Source organism: Candidatus Rhabdochlamydia sp. T3358, from assembly GCF_901000775.1.
In the GTDB taxonomy this organism is placed as follows: Bacteria; Chlamydiota; Chlamydiia; order Chlamydiales; family Rhabdochlamydiaceae; genus Rhabdochlamydia.
Genome location: NZ_CAAJGQ010000001.1, coordinates 25,597 through 48,219 on the forward strand (window position 1 = coordinate 25,597; position 22,623 = coordinate 48,219).

17 protein-coding genes are annotated in these 22,623 nt (G+C 37.3%); 9 read left to right on the plus strand and 8 right to left on the minus strand.

What is annotated here, in order from left to right; all coding sequences use genetic code 11:
• Positions 1–268 precede the first annotated feature (268 nt).
• The gene (locus RHTP_RS00175) at positions 269–1,501 is read left to right on the plus strand and encodes an MFS transporter (protein ID WP_138106027.1); all 1,233 of its coding nucleotides are present in this window, start codon (positions 269–271) and stop codon (positions 1,499–1,501) included.
• Positions 1,495–2,391 (plus strand): 4-hydroxy-tetrahydrodipicolinate synthase, encoded by an 897-nt coding sequence (gene dapA / locus RHTP_RS00180; RefSeq protein ID WP_171005675.1) that lies wholly within the window; start codon positions 1,495–1,497, stop codon positions 2,389–2,391. Before RHTP_RS00175 ends, dapA begins: the two co-directional genes overlap by 7 nt.
• On the opposite strand, the gene purB is transcribed toward dapA, so the two are convergent.
• From purB to thrS, 4 genes are read right to left on the minus strand one after another with little or no spacing between them, the layout of a single operon-like run.
• A complete protein-coding gene (purB, locus tag RHTP_RS00185) occupies positions 2,359–3,783 on the minus strand; it encodes an adenylosuccinate lyase (protein WP_138106029.1) in 1,425 nt (474 codons plus the stop codon). The genes dapA and purB overlap by 33 nt on opposite strands.
• Entirely contained in the window at positions 3,776–4,525 is a 750-nt protein-coding gene (locus RHTP_RS00190; protein ID WP_138106030.1) for a CT583 family protein, read from the minus strand. Before RHTP_RS00190 ends, purB begins: the two co-directional genes overlap by 8 nt.
• A gap of 15 nt (positions 4,526–4,540) precedes the next feature.
• The gene (locus tag RHTP_RS00195; protein WP_138106031.1) at positions 4,541–5,293 is read right to left on the minus strand and encodes a ParA family protein; all 753 of its coding nucleotides are present in this window, start codon (positions 5,291–5,293) and stop codon (positions 4,541–4,543) included.
• Positions 5,286–7,211 (minus strand): threonine--tRNA ligase, encoded by a 1,926-nt coding sequence (thrS, locus tag RHTP_RS00200; protein ID WP_138106032.1) that lies wholly within the window; start codon positions 7,209–7,211, stop codon positions 5,286–5,288. Before thrS ends, RHTP_RS00195 begins: the two co-directional genes overlap by 8 nt.
• Before the next feature lie 95 nt (positions 7,212–7,306).
• Here thrS and RHTP_RS00205 point away from each other — a divergent pair, with 95 nt between their 5' ends.
• The 4 genes from RHTP_RS00205 (at position 7,307) to RHTP_RS00220 (ending at position 14,947) form a co-directional block, all read left to right on the plus strand.
• Positions 7,307–9,841 carry a hypothetical protein gene (locus tag RHTP_RS00205; protein ID WP_138106033.1) on the plus strand — a complete coding sequence of 845 codons (2,535 nt, stop codon included), beginning with the start codon at positions 7,307–7,309 and terminating at the stop codon, positions 9,839–9,841.
• Between the two features lie 424 nt (positions 9,842–10,265).
• The gene (locus RHTP_RS00210) at positions 10,266–10,742 is read left to right on the plus strand and encodes a hypothetical protein (RefSeq protein WP_138106034.1); all 477 of its coding nucleotides are present in this window, start codon (positions 10,266–10,268) and stop codon (positions 10,740–10,742) included.
• A 59-nt stretch (positions 10,743–10,801) separates the two neighbouring features.
• On the plus strand, positions 10,802–14,104 hold the full coding sequence (locus RHTP_RS00215; protein WP_138106035.1) for an ankyrin repeat domain-containing protein: 3,303 nt from the start codon (positions 10,802–10,804) through the stop codon (positions 14,102–14,104).
• A gap of 51 nt (positions 14,105–14,155) precedes the next feature.
• A complete protein-coding gene (locus RHTP_RS00220; RefSeq protein ID WP_138106036.1) occupies positions 14,156–14,947 on the plus strand; it encodes a hypothetical protein in 792 nt (263 codons plus the stop codon).
• A gap of 244 nt (positions 14,948–15,191) precedes the next feature.
• Here RHTP_RS00220 and RHTP_RS00225 read toward each other — a convergent pair whose 3' ends face one another.
• Both RHTP_RS00225 and RHTP_RS00230 read right to left on the minus strand, forming a co-directional pair.
• Positions 15,192–15,860 carry a nucleotidyl transferase AbiEii/AbiGii toxin family protein gene (locus tag RHTP_RS00225; protein ID WP_138106037.1) on the minus strand — a complete coding sequence of 223 codons (669 nt, stop codon included), beginning with the start codon at positions 15,858–15,860 and terminating at the stop codon, positions 15,192–15,194.
• Positions 15,853–16,461: a type IV toxin-antitoxin system AbiEi family antitoxin domain-containing protein gene (locus tag RHTP_RS00230; RefSeq protein WP_138106038.1), complete on the minus strand. Its 609-nt coding sequence runs from the start codon at positions 16,459–16,461 to the stop codon at positions 15,853–15,855. The genes RHTP_RS00225 and RHTP_RS00230 overlap by 8 nt, the downstream gene beginning before the upstream one ends.
• Positions 16,462–16,691: 230 nt before the next feature.
• Here RHTP_RS00230 and RHTP_RS00235 point away from each other — a divergent pair, with 230 nt between their 5' ends.
• Positions 16,692–17,708 carry a sialidase family protein gene (locus RHTP_RS00235; protein ID WP_138106039.1) on the plus strand — a complete coding sequence of 339 codons (1,017 nt, stop codon included), beginning with the start codon at positions 16,692–16,694 and terminating at the stop codon, positions 17,706–17,708.
• Positions 17,709–17,714: 6 nt separating this feature from the next.
• Here RHTP_RS00235 and RHTP_RS00240 read toward each other — a convergent pair whose 3' ends face one another.
• Complete coding sequence (locus RHTP_RS00240) at positions 17,715–18,731, minus strand: Ppx/GppA phosphatase family protein (RefSeq protein WP_138106040.1); 1,017 nt, start codon at positions 18,729–18,731, stop codon at positions 17,715–17,717.
• Between the two features lie 416 nt (positions 18,732–19,147).
• On the opposite strand from RHTP_RS00240, the gene RHTP_RS00245 reads away from it, so the two are divergent.
• Together RHTP_RS00245 and RHTP_RS00250 are read left to right on the plus strand one after the other, a co-directional pair.
• Entirely contained in the window at positions 19,148–20,407 is a 1,260-nt protein-coding gene (locus RHTP_RS00245; RefSeq protein WP_138106041.1) for a hypothetical protein, read from the plus strand.
• Between the two features lie 113 nt (positions 20,408–20,520).
• On the plus strand, positions 20,521–20,943 hold the full coding sequence (locus RHTP_RS00250) for a thiol-disulfide oxidoreductase DCC family protein (protein WP_171005676.1): 423 nt from the start codon (positions 20,521–20,523) through the stop codon (positions 20,941–20,943).
• On the opposite strand, the gene recD is transcribed toward RHTP_RS00250, so the two are convergent.
• On the minus strand, positions 20,879–22,621 hold the full coding sequence (recD, locus tag RHTP_RS00255; protein ID WP_138106043.1) for an exodeoxyribonuclease V subunit alpha: 1,743 nt from the start codon (positions 22,619–22,621) through the stop codon (positions 20,879–20,881). The genes RHTP_RS00250 and recD overlap by 65 nt on opposite strands.
• Positions 22,622–22,623 lie beyond the last annotated feature (2 nt).

Sequence of the window (22,623 nt, forward strand, 5' to 3'; positions counted from 1 at the left end):
AGTAGGTACTAAAGCTACTTCAAGCTCTTTTAACAATTTAGGTTCGAAGCTAAGGTTAATAAATCTTGATACGTGCTAAGGACAACTATCTAACAGAAGTACCTTCGTCTATTTTATCTAAAAATAATTTCAGATAAATTGTCGTACCAGTAATGCGAAAATTTGAGCTAAAGTTCATTTTCTCGCGCTAAATTGTTTGAAAAATGATAAATCTCGACTTTATGATTAAGTCTTGTTTTTCTATTCTTGTTTTTAAAGGATATCTTTAATGCCGAAACAAATTCAAAAAATACTTTTTCCCTATGCGCTAGTGGTCTTATTTGCCTATATTGGTTTTTCTTTGCCTCTTCCGATTTTGCCTAAGATGTTTTTAGATTCTCAAACTTCGATTGCTCCGCATCTTTCTTACAAGCTAAGGATGGTTCTATTGGGAACTGTTATGGCAGCTTTTCCTTTAGGGCAGTTTTTTGGGTCTCCTGTTTTAGGGTCTCTTTCTGATCGACATGGAAGAAAAAAAGTCGTTCTCTTTTCTTTAATGGGAACTACTCTTGGATATTTAATGATCGCTTTTTCTCTCTACCATTATTCGATTGCTGGGATGGTTATCGGCTTGATCGTGTGTGGTTTTTGTGAGGGAAACGTGACAATAGCCCAATCTGTGATTGCTGATGTGACAGGGTTAGATGAGCATAAACATCGAAAGCCAGTGTATTTTGGTTGGTTGAACATTTGTATTTCTCTAGGATTTATCATTGGCCCTTTGATGGGAGGGGTATTGGCGGATTCAAGCCTTGTTCCTTGGTTCACTTTTGCGACTCCTTTTTGGATAGCAGCATTAATGACTTTAATGGGGATTTTAGTGATTGCTTGGTATGCAAAAGAAACACTGCAACTACGCAGGGTAGAGAAAATGGTTTTTTTCCCCTCTTTGTCTGGAAAATTAAAAGCGCCTAAAATTAGGCTGTTTTATTTATGTAATTTATTGCTGGCGGTGGGGTATTTTTCCTTTTTTCGCTTCTTACCTGTATTCCTAGAAAGACAATTTCACTTTTCTCCAGCTGTTTTGTCTTATGAAATGGTTTATACTTCTTTCTCTTTGATGTTAGGTGTGCTGTTTTTGATCCCTTGGCTTTCTCGTCGTTTAAAACCTATTCAAGTGCTTTGTCTATTTTCTTTTCTTTTGGCGGTAAGTTTTGTAGCTGTTGTTTTACCAACAAATGTATATGCTTTGCTTCTTACTATTCCTTTAGTGGGCTTATGTTTAGGAGTTGTCATTACACACGGCTCTTTGCTGATTTCTAATGCAGCAGAAAGCCATATACAAGGACAGGCTTTAGGGGTATTAACCTCTGTACAAACCTTAGCAGAAATTATAACTGGGATCTTTGGAAGCATTCTAGCTGTGGGTATTTTTACCATGCCGATTTACATTGGCGCTGCGATGGTGTTTTTATGTGGAATCTTATTATGGCTGCAAATGAAAAGAGAGGCAAAATGTTAACAGGATCTATCGTTGCTTTAATCACCCCGTTTACGCAAGAAGGAGCTATTGATTATTTAGCGCTGAGCACTTTAATTAAGTGGCATATTGAACAAGGCTCTCAAGGGGTTGTTCTATGTGGTTCTACAGGAGAGGGTACAAGTTTATCTTTACAAGAGAAATTAGACATTTTCAAGCAGGGTGTTCAGATTGCAAATGGGCGTATTCCGATCATTGCAGGAACAGGAACTAGCAGCACGTCTACTACAGTTGAGCTTACTCAAGCTGCAAAAAATATCGGTGTTGATGCTTGTCTTGTGATTGTACCTTACTATACCAAGCCTAGCCTTCAAGGTTGTATTGCTCATTATAAAGAGGTGTGTTCTGTAAAAATTCCCATTTTTGTTTATCATCACCCTGGAAGAACAGGTATGAAGCTTCCCGTAGAAACCTTAGTAGAGATTGCAAAAGATCCTTATGTATGTGGAATTAAAGAAAGCACAGCGGATATTGATTATGCGGTTAGGCTTTCCCAAGAGATAGAGAAGCCTCTTTTTTGCGGTGATGATCATTTGGTGATTCCCTTGATGGCACTAAAATTTAAGGGGTGTATTTCTGTAATAGCAAACCTCATTCCTAAGCAGTGGCAACAATTACTTTCTATGTTATCCGATCAGAGCTTTAAAGAAGCTGGTAAACTCTATGAGGAATATCACTCTTTATGCACGAGTTTATTTCTCGAGAGCAATCCGCAATGTGTAAAATATGCTCTCTATCAAATGGGGTATTGTCTTCCCCATTTACGCCTGCCTTTAATGCAACCGAGTAGGGCAGTAAGAGAGAGAATTAGAGAGGAAATGCAAGCATTGGGTTTATGCTCAAACCTCAATCTTAGCGGAATAAGTGGATAAATTTTGATGTTTAGCCAAAATGAGCTTTACTTCGTGCAAAAATTCCTGTGTTTGCTCTTTAGCACAGCCTATTAAATGTTTTGCTGCAGTCATTTCTTTAAGATCATCTAACGAAAGACCTATTTCTGGATCACTAGCAATCTTATGTAAAAGATCGCAGTTCGTGCCTTCTTCTTTGATTTCGCGGCTAGCTAAAAGACTGTGCTCTCTTAAGCGCTCGTGCATTTTTTGGCGATCTTTTCCCTGTTTGGCTAGCTGCATTAAAATGTGCTCTGTTGCTAAAAAAGGCATTTCTTCTGCTAGATGTTTTTCAATCATTTTAGGATAAACAACCAAAGAGGAAGTGATAAAACATAAAAGATCTAAGATGGCATCAGCGCATAAAAAAGCCTCTGGTATGCACAAGCGCCTATTTGCAGAATCATCTAAACTACGCTCTAACCATTGTGTGGCTGCTGTGTAAAGAGGGTTTTCGTTTAAAGAAAATAAGAAACGAGAAAGCCCACAAATACGTTCGCTGCGCATAGGATTTCGTTTATAGGGCATTGCGGATGAACCTACTTGAGTGGGAGAAAAAGGCTCTTCGATTTCCTTAAGATGTGCTAATAAGCGTAAATCAGTTGCAAACTTATGAGCAGAAGCAGCTATTTGACTTAAAAAAGAGATGATCGAAATATCTTGCTTACGAGGGTATGTTTGAGAAGAGATGAGAAGAAGATGATGAAAGCCTAGCTCTTTGGCAACTAATTGATCTAAGTTTTTTACTTTTTCTCTACTTCCCAACAGGTTTAAAAAAGAGGCTTGTGTCCCTGTGGCTCCTTTAGCTCCTAAAAAACGAAGTTCTTTAATCACAGAGCTGCATTGTTCTAAATCAAATATTAAGTCTTGTAGCCAAAGACAGGCTCTTTTTCCCACAGTTGTGGGTTGAGCTGGCTGAAAATGCGTATAGCTTAAACAAACAAGATCTGCGTGTTTTTCAGCAAAAACACACAACTGACGAATGACTTGAATCAATTTTTTTTCTAATAATTGTAGGGCTTTTCTCATGAGAATCAGATCAGCATTGTCAGTAACAAAGCAAGAAGTAGCTCCTAGGTGGATAATAGGACCAGCTTTAGGACATTGGTCTGCAAAGGTGTGAATATGTGCCATGACATCATGGCCGAACTTTTTTTCATAACTAGCTGCTTTTGCAAAGTCAATTAAGCTATGGGCCTTTTGCATCTCTTCTATCTGTTCTTGTGAAATGCTAAGTCCTAATTGTTTTTGTGCTTTGGCAAGAGCAATCCATAGCTGTCTCCACATGGCATATCTGGAATGGGGAGAAAAAATAGCAGACATTTCTGCACTGGCATAGCGAGAAGCTAATAGGGAAGTATAATGATCAGTCATGAAGAGATTCAACCGAGGTTTTAAGTTCTTTGAGCAAGCTCAAGAGTTGCTGTTTTTGTTTATTTGTGGGGCAAAAGGCAGATTTTTTAATTTGCACAAGAATTTTTTTCAAACCTAATATGGTAATATTTGCTACATCTTGTGCTCTTTTATCTTTAATCGATAGAGGGAAAGTGATTCGGATGAGCTCTAGCAATTCTTGCTTAGATTGCCCTTGATAGGTTTTTATAATATGCTGTTTTTGAGCAAGGGGTCCCTGGCGACTTGCTAAGCTATAAGCTGCTTGACGTGGAATAAGGTCTAACTGGGTTTGTAAAGAAACCGGAATAGCTCTATATAGCTCATAATACTGCAGAAAATTATAAGGGGTCTGTCTATTTCCATAGGTGCAAATGAGCCAAGCGCTAAAAGCTCCTTCTTGATAACTGGTTAAAATCTGTTGTGCTTTTTGTATTCTTTCCCCGTGCAAAATGATGGCTTGGCTATTGATCGCTTTTACTTCTGCTGTAAGAGAGGATAGATATTCTAGATCTTGGATAACTTCTTGGTTTTCATTTTTGTATTGGTTAAGAATATCTTTTAACGTTTGTTTTTCCGTTTCATTAAGAGTTGTTATGCGAAATACCCCTGCAAAGCTAGAGAGATTTCCGCTAGAGGATAATTCCACTAAATTGGTCATTTTCGAGAATTTCTCAGAAGCTGTTTTTAAACGTTGAGAGAGAAGAGTATTTATTTTAGCCATGAATGTCCAGCTGTTTTACATACGGGTTAAGAGCTCTTTGGTGAGCGAAATATAATCTTCAGAAGCTCTGCTTTTGGGAGCTATTTCAAAGAGAGGTTTACCAAAGATAGAGGCTTCTGAAACAGAGATATCGCGACGCACTTTTGTCTGCAGCATTTTTCCAGGAAAGGTGCTTTCAATGATTTCTAAGAAAGCTTGATTGCTTTTTCCACGAGGATTCCAAAAAGAAAGTGCTACACCCAAAACCTGTAGAGAGTGACGATCTGCAATACTTTGCATAAATTCAGATAACCGCTGCAATCCTTTGATGCTGTAAAACTCAGGTGATACACAAACAAGGGAATAATCCGCTGCGATTAGGGCCGATTCTGTGAGCCAACATAAAGAAGGAGGGGTATCTATAATAATGGTATCGTATTGCAAAAGGTTTAAGGTTTGCTTGAGACGCTCATGGGAATAACGATCAGCTGCCAGAGCTCCTCTTACCTCAACTCTTTCTAGATAGGTATCTGCAGGAATTAAATCAAGATTAGCAATTCCGCTTGGCAGTATTACTTCATGAATATCTTTTGTTCCTTGCAAAACAGAAGCGATGCTATCTTGAGCGTCAGGGTCATAACCCAAACCCGCTGTTAAATTCGCTTGCGCATCAAAATCGATCAAGAGTACTTTCTGTTGATGAAATTTAGCAAGAGCTGCTCCCAAATGCAAGGAGGTAGAGGTTTTAGCTGTCCCTCCTTTAAAACTACTAACTGCAATTCTAGGCATTCACTTCCTCTGCAAAATAAGATGTTAAAGAGTAATCAATCCTCTCTTGCTCAATCTTATGCAAAAAAACATTCAACGCAAGCTCTCCATGCACAACATTATCGCGAGTGCGCAAATTAATCGATTGGTTCTCCAGCTCTTTATCGCCTAAAATCAGAATGTAGTTGTATTGCATAAGTTGTGCATTTCTGACTTTTTTATTCACTGATTCATGAGAAGCGTCTACATCGCTTTGAAATCCTGCTTGTTTAATCAAAGCACACACTTCATTGGCATAAGGTTCATGTCTATCTGCTATAGGTATAATTCTTACTTGAGAAGGGCTTAGCCATAAAGGGAATTTACCGATAAAATGTTCGATCAAAATTCCTATAAAGCGCTCAATTGAGCCAAACAAGGCGCGATGGATCATAATTGGGCGTTTTAATTGACCATCTTTATCCATATATTCTAATTGGAACTTCTCAGGTAGAGCCATGTCGAGCTGGATGGTTCCACATTGCCAGCTGCGAGATAGCGCATCTTTAATGTGGATATCAATTTTAGGTCCATAAAAAGCACCATCTGCTTCATTGATTCGATAAGGTTTTCCCCAAGCATCAAGGGCTTCTTTTAACCCATTTGTTGCAATTTCCCAATCTTCATCAGAGCCAATGCTATTAACGGGTCTAGTAGAGAGTTCTAAACGATAGGACAGGCCGAATTTACTATAGGTTTCTTCAATCAGCGCAATCACATTCAAAATTTCTTGTTTGATGTCAGATTTTTGCATGAAAAGATGTGCATCGTCTTGATGAAAGCTGCGCACACGAAACAACCCACTTAATGCTCCTGATGGTTCATGTCTGTGTACATGACCTAATTCTGAAATACGCAAAGGAAGTTCTCTGTAGCTGTGAGATTTAGATTTATAATAAAGCATACAGCCAGGGCAATTCATAGGCTTAATCGCAAAATGTCTCTCTTCAATAGAAAAAGCGTACATATTTTCACGATAATGTTCCCAGTGACCGGAGGTTTCCCAAAGTTCTTGGCTCATAATTTGAGGGGTTTTAATCTCCTCATAATCTGCTTTTTCATGCATGATTCTCCAGAGATGAATTAAACGATTCCAAACAATCATTCCTTTAGGGTGAATAAAAGGCATGCCAGGTGCTTCTTCTCTAATGGAAAATAAATCAAGCTTGGGACCTAAAATTTTGTGATCTCGTTTTTTAGCCTCTTCTAGAAAGGTGAGATATTCTTTGAGCATTTTTCGATCGGGAAAGGAAATCGCATAAATTCGAGTCAACATTTCGCGTTTAGAATCTCCACGCCAGTAGGCGCCTGCTGTTTTTAAAATTTTAAAAGCCTTAATTTTGCCTAGATTAGGTAAATGAGGCCCCCTACAAAGATCAAAAAACTCCGCTTGCTCATAAGCCGTAAGGATTCCCTCTTCTGGGAATCCTTCTATGAGCTCACATTTATAAGGATTATCTTTAAAAGTTTGAAGAGCTTGCCTCTTATCAGCTAGCACATGTCTGATAGGTTTATAATTTTCGTTGATGATTTTGTGAACTTCTTTTTCAATGCTTTCGAAATCGGCATCAGATATTTTTAAGTTGGCAAAATCGTAATAAAACCCCTGTTCAATAGGAGGACCGATTGTTGGTTTTGCCTCTGGAAATAATCGTAAAACCGCTTGAGCTAGAACATGTGCGGAGGTATGCCAAAAAATTTCTTTTCCCTCTTTACTCTCAAAGTCGATCAAGCTTAATTGATCCCCTTCATGTAAAATAGTAGAGAGGTCACAGATGACTCCATTAATCTTAACAGCTAGAGATTGGTCTGGGGCTACTTTGTGCAATTTTTCTGCTACATCTTTTGCGCTGCTAGAAGGTGGCATCTCATATTCTTTTTTATCGATATAGACTAACATAAGTAATAAACCTTATTTTCTGGATTTTTTGAATTGATTCTAAATCACAACAAGAGAAAATAGAAAGTTGAAAAAAAACTTGAGAGGAGATCTCTTTGCCAAACCAAATCGTATTTGCTTTAGATAATAAAGAGATTTTGCAACAGACCTATGATTTCCTAATGTCACATTCTGAGAAATCTTTATTTGATCTTGAGGAGGAAAGGGTATTTTCTCATTTAATCGATCACTCTTTTCTACAGATGAGTTTTTCCTTTCGTTCTCTTTTTCGTGCTCGTCAATTAGCCAACTTATTAATTGATAAACAAGGAGAATTAGATCCAAAAAATCTAAAAAACGTCATTGATTTTTTAGAAAATAAGGGGTTTATTTGTTATCCCAATGGATATAGCGATTCTATGATAACAGAGCATCAAATCCAAATTTTAAAGCAGTTTACTTCTCAGAAAATGATAAAACTTCTCTATCGATTTTCGCCTCCTGTTTGTCATAAAGCAGCAGAGAGTCTCCTCTTTGATTCGTTAGGGATTTCTGCGGGTAAGCTACATATATCTGATATACGTCGCGGCGTTCTTTGTGCGAGCTTAAACCCCCTGCGTCAAAACATCGGCTCTTGTTTTGCTACAGCGCCAGGCATTCTTGTGCAGAAAGAACAACTGGCTCTATTTTTAGTCGATCTCTACCAACTTTTAAGCACAGGTCAGTTAAAAAGAATCTATAATGGGAATGAATACATTGCTGCTATGAGCACAACGTATACAAGCATGTATTGCAAACAAAGCCTAGACGAAAGGGCTCTGCTATCACCTGGGATTTTACAAGCTCTAAAAGCTTGTGGAGTAATTGACCAAAAACTATCTTTAGAAAAGCAAATGCAGCAGATGCAAACCATCTGCTCTCCCCTGTTTTCTTCTTGCTCAACCGTAACAGAGCTTTTGCAAAAAGTTGCTATAAATCAGCCTATTCAAAAGATGCAAGCTGCATTTACTGGTTTAACGGAGAATGCTTTATTAAAAGCATGGGAGTTTACGCTGGCCTCTTTTTCTGAAGCTGATCCACAACTGGTCCGTTGGCACCTATATACAGCTCTTGGGTTCTCTCCAGAAGAACCAGAGGGTTTAGGTTTTGTTATACACAGCTGTCTTCAAGAAAAGTTAGAAATCTACCACCAAGAGTTAGAAAAGTTGCAAAAAGAAGTTGAGATTACAGCCGATCAATTACGAGCTGTACAAGGGGTAATAAATCGTGCTGATACGACAAGCCGCATACGAAGTTTTCAAGCAGAATATCAAAGCCTCTCTCACCATTTACAAGCTTGCATAGATCGTCGAGAACAATTGATCAGCGAGGCTAATGACTTAAGCTCTTTATTTTCGATCATTATTCAGTATTACCTAGATCAATTTTCTCACTATTTTCAGGAGGTATATGATCCACAACTAGTGAGTATAAGCGATGAAGATTCTCCTGCTGGTTTTCGTCTCTTTTATAAACATGGAAGAACAAATGCTTCTCTTTGGACGGCTATTGAAACAGAAAAAGAGTTTAACCAATCCTTGCGCGACTTCTTTTTAGCTACAGAATCTTTGCTCTTTGTCCAAGCAAAAGAACAAAAAGTCATCACGGAAATTGTAGCTGCTATTGTATTGCACCTTCATCAGAGAATGTTTTTTTTAAACGTCCAAAAACGCATGAAGAGCAAAGAACCTTGGTGTTACATCTCGGGAGGAACGATGCAAACCCTGGTTCAAAATTATTTCTGCACAGATAAAGTCACATTAGAGCAAAGAGTCGTAGAGAGCCCTCTTGAGTTGTTGATCTTTTTACTAGATACGTTGAAAGAGATCCCAAATGTAACAAGAACCATGCTGATGAACTCGCCGGTGCATGCTTTTCTTCTGCTCCCATCAGAGCCTTTATTTAAACAAGGATGGCAAGATAACGGTTTTACTTATACTTGGATACGCGATGTATTCATCCATCCTGGTGTCCAGTTTTACCAACAGATGCTTTTAACTCCACCAATGCAGCAATATCTCTTGCAACAGCTCTCTCCAAGCAAAATAAACTATCCTTTACAAACACCCAAAGAGTTCAGAGACCAAACGTTAGATGCATTTCCCCAGATAACTCCTGATGACATAGATGCTTTCCTGTATCAGCAATTACCTCTAATTCCATCTGTAAACTGCAAAGAGTATTTACAAAAACTTCTCTTCTCTGTCTTAACTCCCAAAATACAAGAAATCATAGAGCAATTCTCTCTTCCAAAAACAGCGTTTATCTCTGCAGAGCAAATGAAAAAAATCGCTAAAAGCTGTTTATTGCTTGCTCAAAACTCCATCGGTTTTTCGTTTGATGTACATAACTTCATCACCGATGCTGCTTGTGAAATAGGGCTTTCTCCTCGATGCCTAATCTTTGCAGATACCAATTGGCCGGGGTTCTATTTTGGCTTTGTGATCAACCCGGGGACTCAAGACCTAGAACTTTGGAGATTTGATGCAAGCTGCTCTCTTGGGTATCCCATGAGCTCTTGGAAAAAATGGCTCGGTTCTGAAAATAAGCCTTGGACAGTGTATGTAAAGCCTTCGGAATATCTTTTTCCTTTGCATTCTTATGGCGTATAAAGGATTTAAAGGTTTATTTTTGATGCTTAGATCCTGTAAGTTCTTCATGAAGAATATCTGCAAAAAACAGTTTTAAGTTGTGAAGAATGTACTTCAGCTGTCCGAACCAATCCTTGATTTTTCTTACTTTGCATTCATGGATAGAAACGTCGGTAAATGTTTTCTTTTTGCTGCGTTTTTATCCAAGATATTTTTTGTGCAACAGAAACTAAGATTTCTTATTTTCAATTTCTGCCTATCTTTTTAGAAATTCATCCAGTTCAATACGCATAGAAGTTTCTTAAAGAGCATTTTAATTTTGCATTAACAAAGTAAAAAAACAATTTGACTTTTTGTGTTTCAATGTGCTATCTTTTCATCTCTTGATTCGTTTAGGATTAAAATATTGTTCTGTAAAAGGAACAACTACAAGTGGAGTAGTGATATGGAAACCCCAAAGCAAATACCAGAAACATTTTCTGTAGGGCAAGCATTCCATATTAATATATTTTTTCTTCTCGGCATTTGGCCTTTAGTGGAACCCAAAGTGATAAAGGAAGAGCAAAAGTCGGGACTTTATTCTTTTTTCTTTATAGAAGTCTGTTCTACTTATGATTGTCATTCTGAATGGAATGAAGCAATACGTCTTGTATTGCATATTCCAAAGGAAGAGCAAAGAACGCTGCAACTTACTTTACCTGAAATTTTCTCTTGCATTATAGAATTTTGTAAAATTTTTAATGAGCGTTGCAATTTCGAGATTGCATATGCAGCCGATCTGCTAGAGTCTATGAGAAAATCTCCTGAAAATCATAAAACGGAATGGGCAATTTGGCAGGAGATGGTTAAAGAAGTCGCAGATGATTATGAGAGCAAAGATAATTTTAATTGGTCTGATAATGATTTTAATGCATCTGATTAAACTTTCTCCGTGGAAAGTAGGGTAACCGTATTTTTTTTAATTAAACAGGAAAAACTTCTATGACATCGCCTATCTCTTTTAGGGATTCATCTCTTCAAACAAATTCCTCTTTTTCTTCTGATCAAAAGTTATCAGACCGTTCTCAAAAGCTCATTTCTCTATTCAAAGGAATGCTTCCTATCTCCAATGAAACTACTGATTACCAAGACAATCATTCTAGGTTATGGGCTCTAAAAAATGGAACACTCCTTGGTATAGTATCTCACTCGGATGGAAAAATCATATGCATTTCTTCCGATAAAATTATCAATTCTTGTACTGCCAAGCCCATTTCTTTGAAAAATCTTAAAAGATTGCAAGATTTGCAAATAGATTTAGCTTATATTCCTGAACAAAAAAAACTTGTTGTTTTTCCGCATTTGAAAGCAGCTGGAGATGATCAAAAAATAGCACAAGTAGCTGCAAAATCTCTCAATCCACAACCACCTGCTTCATGGGTTCCTCCCACTACATTTGATGAAAATCCAGTAAGACTTAGTCATATGTTTAGGAGAAAAAAAGAAGGAGGTCATTTTACTGAAGATACCCCAAAAAATCGAGCCTATATTCGTGCAGCTGTTTCTGATCCCTCTAATAGAGAATCTATAAATAACTTTGGAGTAGAGCTATATTCTAAGATTATGCCAGATGGGTATCGAGCTTGGGCGCAGGTTAGAAATGGGCTTATTATCAATGGAGGGCGTGATAAACCATGGAGAAAATGGGTAGATAATAATAAGAAAGCAGGAGGCCAAGTAGAATCAAGAAACTTCCGCACTTACGATAAGTTCACCTTCCAAGAACGAGTACAAGCCGATCGTCTAACAGAGGTTTACAATAAATCGGTCATAAAAAATCCTTGGAAGCCACATTCTGTGGAGTTAAGATTTCCTGCTAGAGATGTAGGAGGGGTGCGTCATCAGACCGGCATTATTTTGGATCTTCTGAAGGAATTAGAGGAGGGAGTTTATGATGAGTATATGTTCTTTCTACCTGCAACAGAAGGAGAAAATCTCTTAAGCCAGGAGGATGTTTTACAGATTGCACAAGAAATTGCAAGAGGAGTTTATATCCATGATACGATCCCTTTTTTCAGTCTTAATATGAACACAGATTACCAGCTTTATCCTATTATTCATCCTGAATATCAAAACACCTATGTTGGCTATGTGATTGCCATGCTGGATTATCACCTTAAAGGATTTTGGTCAGGTCAATTGTTCCAAGAAGAATTTGTCCAGAATTGGTATAATGATCCTAAAACCGGCGAGAGATTTTTGAGAGCGCATAGCTTTCCCATTCAGAGTAAATTTGCAAGTTTTGATGATATCTTACGAAATTTAGCAAAAGAAGAAGGGATTTCTGTAGAACAGTTAGCTTCCATGTCAAGGTTTCCGGTAAATATTTCTTGTAGGATTATTGGTAAGCAAAAAGAGATTAATAAAGCAGAGAATCTCTTTGTAATTGATTCAGATGTGGATTTGATTCACACTTTGGAAGGGACACCAGATGGAGAAGAGGAGGAAGCCTATTTCAATCTTTTGGATAAAGCTTGTGGGATACTATGTAGGGAAATCAAGGAAGTAGGGTTTACTCTGCCAGAAGTAAAAAAATGGCTAGAAGCTGCAAAGATGATGAATTTTTTTTCCAGTTACTATAGGACCTTGCAAGAAGGTGATAAAGTTCCTCGGTTTAAGGAAAACACCATTTTAGGAAAAGAAAAAGTTTGTCCGCCTATTTTCTCACCGATTCCTTATGCACGAGGCCCTTTTGTTGAATTTAATGCAGCGGGTATTTTGAAAAGTTTATACATTGAAGAAAGAAATATCCTCATGAAACTTTTCCAAACAGAGCGAGAAGATGCTTCTCAAAAAGAACAAGCAAAAGCGATCTTTGTACACCTTTTGAAGGATTCATCTGTAAAAGAGCGTTCTGATGGACAGCTCTCTCAAGAAGAATTGGAGCAGTTTGCTACTACGATGTTGACTTCGTTAAAAGAAAGCTATTTTTCTATAGAAAAACGTGTGGAAAAGACTTTTGTCAATCTAAAAATTAAAAAACATCCTTATCAAAAACTATCCAAATCTAATCTTCTTGTACGTATCGATTTAGCTAAGGATTCTGTTGCAAATTCTATTTTAGAATCCATGGAAAAGCAGAAAAGATCCCCTTATAGTGATCATTTAATCCTTCTTCAAGCAGAACAAAAACGAGTTCAAGCCCTCGAAGAAAAACAAAAAGTACTTAAAAAGCTTTCTCTTTGGGTGCAAGACCCATTAAATACTCTTGTTAGTGCAGAAAAATGGTTCTTTGATTTGGAGCATAATAGACTTGATATCAGAGAGAAAAAGCCTAATGGAGAATTTGCAAATGTTTTTGGAGGATATGAGCCAAGGCTTGAAGATACAGAATCCAAACAAAGTCCTTTAGCAGCTCAGATTTTGAAAACCCATGCCAAAAAGCTATCTTCGTTAGAGAGTGAAGAATTTCTTGTCTTGAAAGAGGAGTCTGGGCGTTTATTCAAACTGCCCATAGAAGATTCCTTCCCTGTATCTAGCCATGGCATTCCTTATAACACGATGATGTTAATGTCTCCTGTAAAGAACTCATCAGATGAAACATTTTTATCTGTGATTCAAGCTATTGAGGAATCTAATGAAGAAGTTTTTAGAGAGATAGAAAAAGAGATTATCGATTGGAATCGCTTAAGTGCATTTGGAAAAAGTGCCATTCATTATGCAGCAACAGCTGATTCTTCTTTTTTCCTAAAAGCCCTTATCGATAAAAAAGTTGATCTTCTTATCAAAGATTCTCAAGGCTGGACAGCGCTGCATTACGCAGCAGCGGTTGGAAATCTTATGAATCTAGAGCTTCTCTTAAATGCAGAAAAAAGCCTACTAAATATCCCTGCTTTAAACGGAGAAACACCGTTATACCTAGCTGTACAGAAAAATTGGATTCCTTGTGTAAAAATGCTTTTGGAAGTTGGGGCAGATCTTTCGATAAAGCCCATGCATGGATGGAATGTCCTCATGAGCGCTATCCATAACGGTCATGAAGAAATGGCTTTACTTCTTGTAAAAACAGGTAAAGTGGATTTAGAAGCCTCTTGGCGTGGTGGGAAAGTAGCTCTTCATTTTGCGATTGAAATGGAGATGGAGAAATTGTTAGAGGAGCTTTTAAACCGTGGAGCGGACAGAAATCGAACCTACAATGGACAAAGCCCTGTTTCTTTAGCAAGTGCTCAGAACTGGCAAAGAGGTATAGATCTGCTTCATGCAGAAAAGACAGAGAATCAAAACCCATGGTGCTCGGTGATGTAGAGCATCTTTTGGTCTTGCATTCCTGTAGTATATATTAGATAATTTGAGACTATGCAAAAAATTTATCTATTTTTAAGCGGTCTACTTATTTGTAATAGTGGCTTTGGTTTGTATACAGGCAACCCTGGCTCACCTGGTATTCCTGAAGAAGGGCTTTTTTTATCAAAAGAGTCTTGGCTTAGGATCAAGATGGGTTATGAGTATGATCATGTGCAGAATCGCAAACTTAAAGTTCTGCGTCAAAATGCTCTGCAGGTTAAAAACATGCCTAAGGCAAAGCTCACTAGTAATTTTGGGACATTTACAGCATCTATCAACCAGCGTTTGGACCTTTATTTTGAACTGGGGAAAACGCATGCAGAGTTTACACAGCGTCTTTATCCTCAGGGGCCTGATATCTCTTACAAGTCCCATAGTCATTTTGCGTGGGGTGGTGGGGGAAGAGCTATTCTGGTCTATTGGGGAGACACACAAGTGGGACTTGCAGCAAGTTATAGAGCTGTGCGTCCTGATCTTTATGCCATTTTAGTAGATCAAGAATCCTATCTTCCTCAAAAAACAAAGATGTTTTGTTATGAATGGCAAGTGAGCATGGGGCTCTACCAGCGCTTTTCTTATTTGATCCCTTATATCGCTCTACAATGTGCAGATTTTCAAGGAAAGCTCCGGCATCTTCCCCCACTCCCTGTTTTTCCCAAAGGGTATTTTTCTTTTAAAAGCCAGCATCTGTTTGGTTTGGTTTTAGGTTGTGGTCTCACCAATCAACGTGGATTTGATTGCAATTTTGAAGCGCGTTTTTTTCATGAAAAGGCATTTACTGTAAGTGCGGATGTGAGTTTTTAGGAAGTTCCTAATTAATAGAGAAATTTAAGAAAACATTGCAATATTTGAGACCTTGTCTTTATTAAGTAGCAATTTTTGATAGAATTGATCAAGAATTTCAACCGCTTGATCGAGAGTTTCTTTCATTTTGCATTCCTTTGCAAGCAAATCAAATTTTGCCATCCAATCATTAGGAGGGGAGGAAATAAATCGGGTAAGTTGTGAGTGTTTCTTCTTTGAAATACTTTCTGTAAATTATCATTCACTACTGCCTCATTAATAGATTCTTCCCGAACCAAGAGTAACATGCTACTAGGTCTTTGACACGAGTGTTGAAACGATTGGCATGTGGAAATGTATATGTATGCAATTTTTCAGCAAATTGTTGTTCTTTTGAAATTGCATAGATTTTGGCTGGAGCGATTTCTGCAAATTCTAACCAATCTTCTCCTGTAATTACTTCTGTAGGCTCCACTAGGATGTCTCCGACTCCAATGTCTATATGAAACTTCACAAATATCCGTCCATCTATGATTGTAGAAACTGGAAATCGAAAGCCACCTTCGGGAGTACCACTAAGTTCCTGCATAGCAGAGCCAATGGCAAATGTAAAATAATCCTCAAGTTTAGCTTCAGACGCATGCTGTAACATTGTCATAAGTGTTTCTGCCTCAAATTCACTATAAGATTGCACAGGCATGGTTAGATCTATATCTTTTGTAGCGCGTGCGTGCGCAAATCTTAGTTCCAAAGCATAGCCGCCTTTCAAAATCCATGTATTGATGTCATTTGTAAAAATATGAGCTAATAAGCGATCAAAAGCAACTTTTCTTCTTAGCCTCTGAAGATCAACCTTGGTTTCTTGTGAAATATTCATTAACCTACTTTCAAGACTTTTTCGAAAAGCTGTTGCTGTTTTGAACAGTTTATTCATTTCTGACCTCCATAATATTCAATATTTTTTCTTTAACTTCAGAAAAATGCGTTTGATTTATTTGGTCAATTGCATGTTTAGTAATTAATCCTTTTTTCTTAGCATCCTGAACAGCTTGAACTAGTAACTCTTCAGCTAATACATTATCCTCTATCACATCAATCAGCGTTCTTAGTGGTGTTGTAACTTTATAACCTTGTTTTGTTACAATCTCAAAAGATTGTAGCTTTTTTCTATGCAAAATTAAAATTTCAGGAATTTTTATCGTTCTTCTGAAGCTTATAGGGACAGTCATATGTAATTTTGAAGGCATGTAATCAGAAAGCTCATAAAGATCAAGGGCTGTGTAATGAGAGTATATTCCTTGAGGAATACCTAATCGATTTTGCGACCATAGAAACCATAGAACCAATTCTTCTCTTTCCCCTACTGGATAGTTGGATAATCGGTATATTCCTCTAAGAACTTTAATCCAGTCGCCGTTTTGGACATGATATCTATGATTCTTATCGTTAAATCCAGCTGCAATGGCTTGCTTAAAAGTGAAATATCCTTGTTGACTTTCAGCAATCTCAAAAAGTGTTGATTTTGCTATATGCATGTATAAATCCCTTAATTTATACGGGTTTTATACATACTAACGCATTTTTAAAATCAATTGTCAAGGTCTTTTGCAGAAGATTATTTTAGTAGATGTGGATTTGATTGTAATTTTTGAAGCACGTTTTTTTCATGAAAAGGCATTTGCCGTAAGTGTAGATGTGAGTTTATAGTTAGACAAAAATCTTTTATTCTTGGAGAATTGTTGTCTAATTTTTAGAGAGTTTAAAAATGAAACAGATAATAAAAAAATGTGGGTGTTTTTTCTTTATGATTGCTTTTTCTTTATTATTACAAGCAACACCTTCTTGCATCATTAAACAAGAATTTATTTTTCAGGATGCTCCTTTTGCCTCCTGTCATGCTGCAACTTTAACTCAAACCGATTCAGGAGCGCTTCTTTGTGCTTGGTTTGGAGGTACTAATGAAGGGGCAAACGATGTAGCGATTTGGTTGTCTGTTCTAAATCAAGAATGGAGCTGCCCTAAAAAAATTGCGTTAGAAAAAGACATACCTTCTTGGAACCCCGTTCTATTTACTATGCCAAATAAGGAAGTTATCTTGTTTTATAGAGCAGGAAGAAACCCTCAACAATGGTCTAGTCTTTTAAAACGCTCTTACGACGAGGGTCAAAGTTGGACAGAAGCTCAGATGTTGCCTGCAGGAGTTATTGGGCCTGTAAAAAACAAACCTCTTTTGTTAGCGGATGGAACCCTTCTCTGTGGATCCTCTATAGAAAGTTGGAAGCTGTGGGGTTGTTGGGTTGATATTACATCTGATGCTGGTCATACATGGAGTAAAAGTACACCTATCAATGTTAACTCCCAATTGTTTGGAATCATTCAACCCACTTTGTTTCTTACAAAAGATGGAGTGATCAAACTTCTTGCTAGGTCATATCAGATTGGGCATATTTGCTCTGCAGAATCCTATGACGGAGGAAAAACTTGGAGTGCTGCTCAACCAATTGATCTTCCTAACCCAAATTCCGGCATTGATGCAGTACGTCTTATAGATGACCGGGTGGCTTTGGTTTATAATCATTCCAAAGAAGATCGATTCCCTTTAAATGTTGCTATTTCAAATGATGAAGGAAAGACTTGGGAAATGAAATTGGTTTTAGAAGAAAACCCAGGCGAATATTCTTATCCAAGCATAATTCAAACCAAAGATGAAAAAATACATATTGTCTATACATGGAATCGTAAAAAAATCAAACATGTTGTAGTGGATCCAAGTTTGTTATGAGTGTTCTTATTCCCAATATTTTTGGGAAATAAGAAGGCCAGATGTATTCCCTCCTAAAGTTGGCACATAATCGATCGTTTGGATCCCAAATTGATCCATCACACTATAAGTTAACATAAGTTCTACAAGTGCGGTGGCATGAAAATCAGATGAGATGGGAGGATATGTAGAGATGATAGATGCGTCTGTTAAGTCGACCATTTTCTCTAAATGAGAAGAAACGTTATGGATGTCATAAGTTGCATGTTTTGCAAGTATGACTTGGGGATGAGCTCCTATTCCTTTTACGCGAAAAGAATTTATTTTGATTTTTTGCAGGAGAGTTTCAGGAATATCTGCAATTTGGTCTTGAACCCATTTTATCCCTTGTGTCGCTTCAGCTTTTGAAACAGGATTGGGGCTAAAAGATTCTTCAAAATCCTTTTTTTGAATTTCTAATAATTTTAATTTAGAAACAACTTTTCCTACTTTCCCTTCATAAGTAATATAGGAATCTCCCTCTTTGTAGGTCATTTGAAAGCTACCTCCTCCTTGATCGTAAACAATGGCATTTTCTGGATCGAGCTCAGCTATGCTTACAGCGGTTAAAAATCCTAAGGCTCCTTCTTCTTTTTGAGAAATAATGGCAACAGGGATATCAAATTCTTCATGGATTTTATCCGCAACTTCCTTGCCATTTTTTGAAAGGCGAAAGGCCTCTGTTGCAATGGCAAAATAGGATTGAGGGCAATAAACAGATGCTTTTTTTTTAAATTCTTGAAGGGTTTTAAGAAGTTTTTTTTGGATCTCTTCGTTAAATTCCCCTGTCTTTTCAAGGCTTAAACGCAAGGGAAGTTTAGCTATATCAGAAAATAGCACACGTGCAATCTTATTGGTTTTTGTATTTACTTCGGCTACTAGAATTCCAATTTTTCCCGACCCAATATCAATCGCTGCTCGACAAACAAGATCCTCATGGGTTGTCTTGAGATGAGAATAGATAAAAGAGAAAGAAAAGATAGAAATGAGAAAAAAGCTTTTCATAAGTTAAAACCTATATTTAATTGTGCTAAAGAATAACAAGTAAAGTTTATTTTTTTCTAGCAGAAAGCCTCTTTCAGTTACCTGTGGAGCTAATTTGCGTAAAAGATAACCTATTTTTTCTAATACTATGAAAAAAACCCTTTCTAAAAATGCTTTTGAGCTATATCATCTTTTCTTATCTCATGGAAGATCCCTTATCTTTCATGAATTCCCTTGTACTTTATCAGCAATAGCAAATTTTAATGGTGTTGCATCTATTTTCTTTGAAATAAATTAAGACTCCCTTTATAAAATCCTGTGATTGTTTTTAATTTTCCCTATTAATCAGCTGATCTTATGTTGGGTATTTTTGAGATTTTTCCTAGTAATTCCTTGAATATTTACCCCCTATATAAAAAATTAATCTGGAGCCAATGATGAAATTAGGTTTGAAATGCTGCTTGTTTCTTTTAAGCACGATAGTTGTTGCGTCTTCTGCGATGGCAGCAACCATTGATGAAGCAGATGATCTTGATCAAAGAGATATTGGTGCATTGCGCGATTGGATCAATACAAAGCGCCAAGTGACTATTAAAGAGTCAGGTGGAGCTTTATCCATCAGTGGAGAGGTCCGTACAGAATTTCAACATACGCATGAAACTGCAAATGGTGTAAATCAAAGAGGACCTAACGGAGTTGTATTTGGTAGTGATGGACTGCCTATTCCTTCTAATGGTTTTGATATTGAAGTAAATTTGATGTTTGACTATCGAACAGATCGTTCATGGGCAGCTGTGAAATTAGAATTTGATAACGAAGCTGGAATCATAAGTGGAACTTTAAATAAGCTAAAATTAGAAAGAGCTATTTGGGGTTATCGCATTTTTGATCGAAGCAATTGGGGCCTAGATGTCGAGTTGGGACGTCGCCGCATGTCTTCTATGCTTGATTCAAAAGTAGAGTTCAACTCGTTTTTTGATGGTGTGTGGTTTAAGTATGGCCATAATATCGATCCTATTGGAAGCGCTTACTTACACGCAGGTGTTTTTCTTGTTAACGAATGGAAAGAACAGTTTGGTTACGTAGGAGAAATCGGGCTTCTCAATCTCTTTAAAACCGGTTTTTATACCAAATATTCCGTTATTGATTGGGATACAAAGAAGTTTACCGACTCTATTGATAAACAACGTTTTGATTTTATTGTTTCTCAATTAATTATTGGATATCGATTTAATGCCTTTTGTTCAAAGAAACCAGTGCAAATTTACTTAGGTGGTTTATACAATCACAAAGCGCAAAAGTTGCCGATTACAGATAATCAAAAAGCAAACTGGGGTACTTATTTAGGAGTCTCCATGGGAGAGCTTAAGAAAAAAGGCGACTGGGCTTTTGATATTAACGGGCAGCTTCTTGCTGCACAATGCGTGCCTGATTTTGATGTGTCCGGAATTGGTACAGGAAATGCATCTTCTGTTGGGTTTTATACTGTAAAACTAGATGGTAAAGGTGGTCTTAATACGATAAAGACAGCAGGCGGTAATGTAAACTATCAAGGATATCAAATGACCTTGGATTATTTATTTACCAATCAGATTGACATTCAGCTCAGCTGGATGCAATCCATTTCGCTGAATAAGCATATTGGTCCTTACCGTCGTTTTAGACAATTAGAAGTAGAATTGATCTACGGTTTTTAAATCTTTAAAAGGCCCTGTAATTACAGGGCCTTTTTCTTCATAAAAAAATTCTTTCTGTTCATTTTCATTTATACGTTACGCTAAGATGAATGAAACTCTTTAAAAGAAGAAATATGCATCAAGATCTATTTGAGGAACTCCCAAGGGTTTTTTATGATGGTAGTTGTGGCTTGTGTCATTTTTTTGTGCGATTTACCTTGTTAAGAATGCAAACACCTTTCCTGTTTTCCCCGATAAAAGGGAAAACCTTTTGCAATCTTGCTAAGGCTAAAAACATAGAGACCATCCCAGATAGTATCATGGTATATGATAAAAAACAGGATAGGATCTATTTTAAAACAGAGGCGATCTTATATATTTTACGTTCTTTAGGAAAAGGCTGGAAACTTTTAAGCTATCTCATCCGTTGCATACCTCTTTGTATAACTAATGCTGGCTATGATTTTATTGCTAAAATAAGAGGCAAGATTTTTAAAAAACCAAAGACGGTTTGCCCTGTTCTTCCAGAGAGTTTAAGGAAGTTTTTCCAGGAATAAAAGCTTTTACGCGAGCCTTTAAGCCAGAAACCTTATAAGAACTATGGTTTAGTGTCTCTGTGAGTGTTTGCATAGAGGTAATCAAACACACTTCTTTTTTAGCGCGTGTAACGGCTGTATAAAGAACTTCTCTACCAAAGACAGAAGAGCCTGTTGGAAGTACAATGATAATTTCATCGCATTCACTACCTTGGCTTTTATGAACAGAGAGGCAATAACCTGCTTCAAAAGCTGGTAGGGCTAAGGCGTCTATTTTACGATACTCTTGTTTGTCCTGACGATTGTAAAAGAGAGCGTAATCGGCGCTTTTAAGTTGTTTATCGATTACAGAAGTAGTTTTTTGCCGAACTAGAATACCAGAGTCTCCATTGTAGAGATCTTGATCTGGACTATTGCGTTGGATGAGAATGGGAAAAACCCATAGGTTTTGTAAAGGGGTGCTTTGATAAGTTTTTTTCAATAGAAATTGATTGAGGGCATCTACACCAAGCGGTCCTTGGCGCATACAAGAGAGCAGGCGAAAACAATCGATGTAAGGGATCAATTGATGCGGATTAGGAGGTGAGCTAAAACTATAAGGGGGGATTTTTTTTTGGCAGAGGCCCCAGATTTTTTCATAGGACAATCCATCCTTTGAATCTATCCATTTGATTTTCTGTTCTTGTAATAATTGTGTGGCTTTTTTTGTATCTGACCTACAAATAGCCTGTGAAAATTGTAAAATAGCAGGAGAGTCTGAGCGTAAAACTTTTTTTAGCTCTGTTAAGGGGATCTGTAAAAAGGGGGCTATTTCCACTAGATCTGCAAAAATACTGCCTGATTCCACGGGGGGTAATTGATTTTGATCTCCAATGAGAATTACATGAGAATCTGTTCGTATAAGAGGGAGCAGTCTTGCAAATGAAGAAGCATCGATCATAGAGCTTTCATCGATTAAAATGATGTCTGCAAGTAAGGGGATATTTTGTTTTTGGGCTTTGTTAAGAATAGAGTGCAGGGTCCCAGATTGCCAAGATAGGGAAGGCAAGGTTTTTTGTAGACTATTCTCTAGTTGAGCAACAGCTTTACCAGTGGGTGCTGTAAGCAGAATACGACTATCTTTTTGCGTGCATGCTTGCAAGATAATTTGCGCCGCTGTAAATGTTTTCCCTGTACCTGGCCCTCCGATAATTAGGGAAAAAGAATGGGTAAGGGCTGAGAGAACCGCTTGTTTCTGCTCTAGGTTTAGCTTGTTGATTAATTGTTTAGGAGATTCATAAAGAGATTTTTTGTTTTCTAATAGGTTAAGTAAAGAAGAAAGAATTTGATTCTCTTGTACTCGATACTTCTGTAGGTACAGATAGTTGTTGTCTAGACAGACCAATTTATGTATGTCTTGCCCATTTCGATCGATAAGTATATCTGGAAGAGTGATTAAAGCAGAAAAAATAAGCTCTTGTGATATATCTACAAGGCCAATTGCACGAAGTTGTTTTTGTAGAGAACTATTTTCTAGATGTAAGCTAAGGTGACCTTGACGAGAGATAGAAAAGAGAATAGCAAGTAAAAGAGCCTGGTTTTCAGGTCCAGATGGGAGTATTTTTTTTGCAAAGTATAGATCTAAATAACAGAAAACCCCCTGTTCTAAAAGAGATTCAAGAAGAGGCCAATGTGAGAAATGATTTTTATCGGGTAACATAG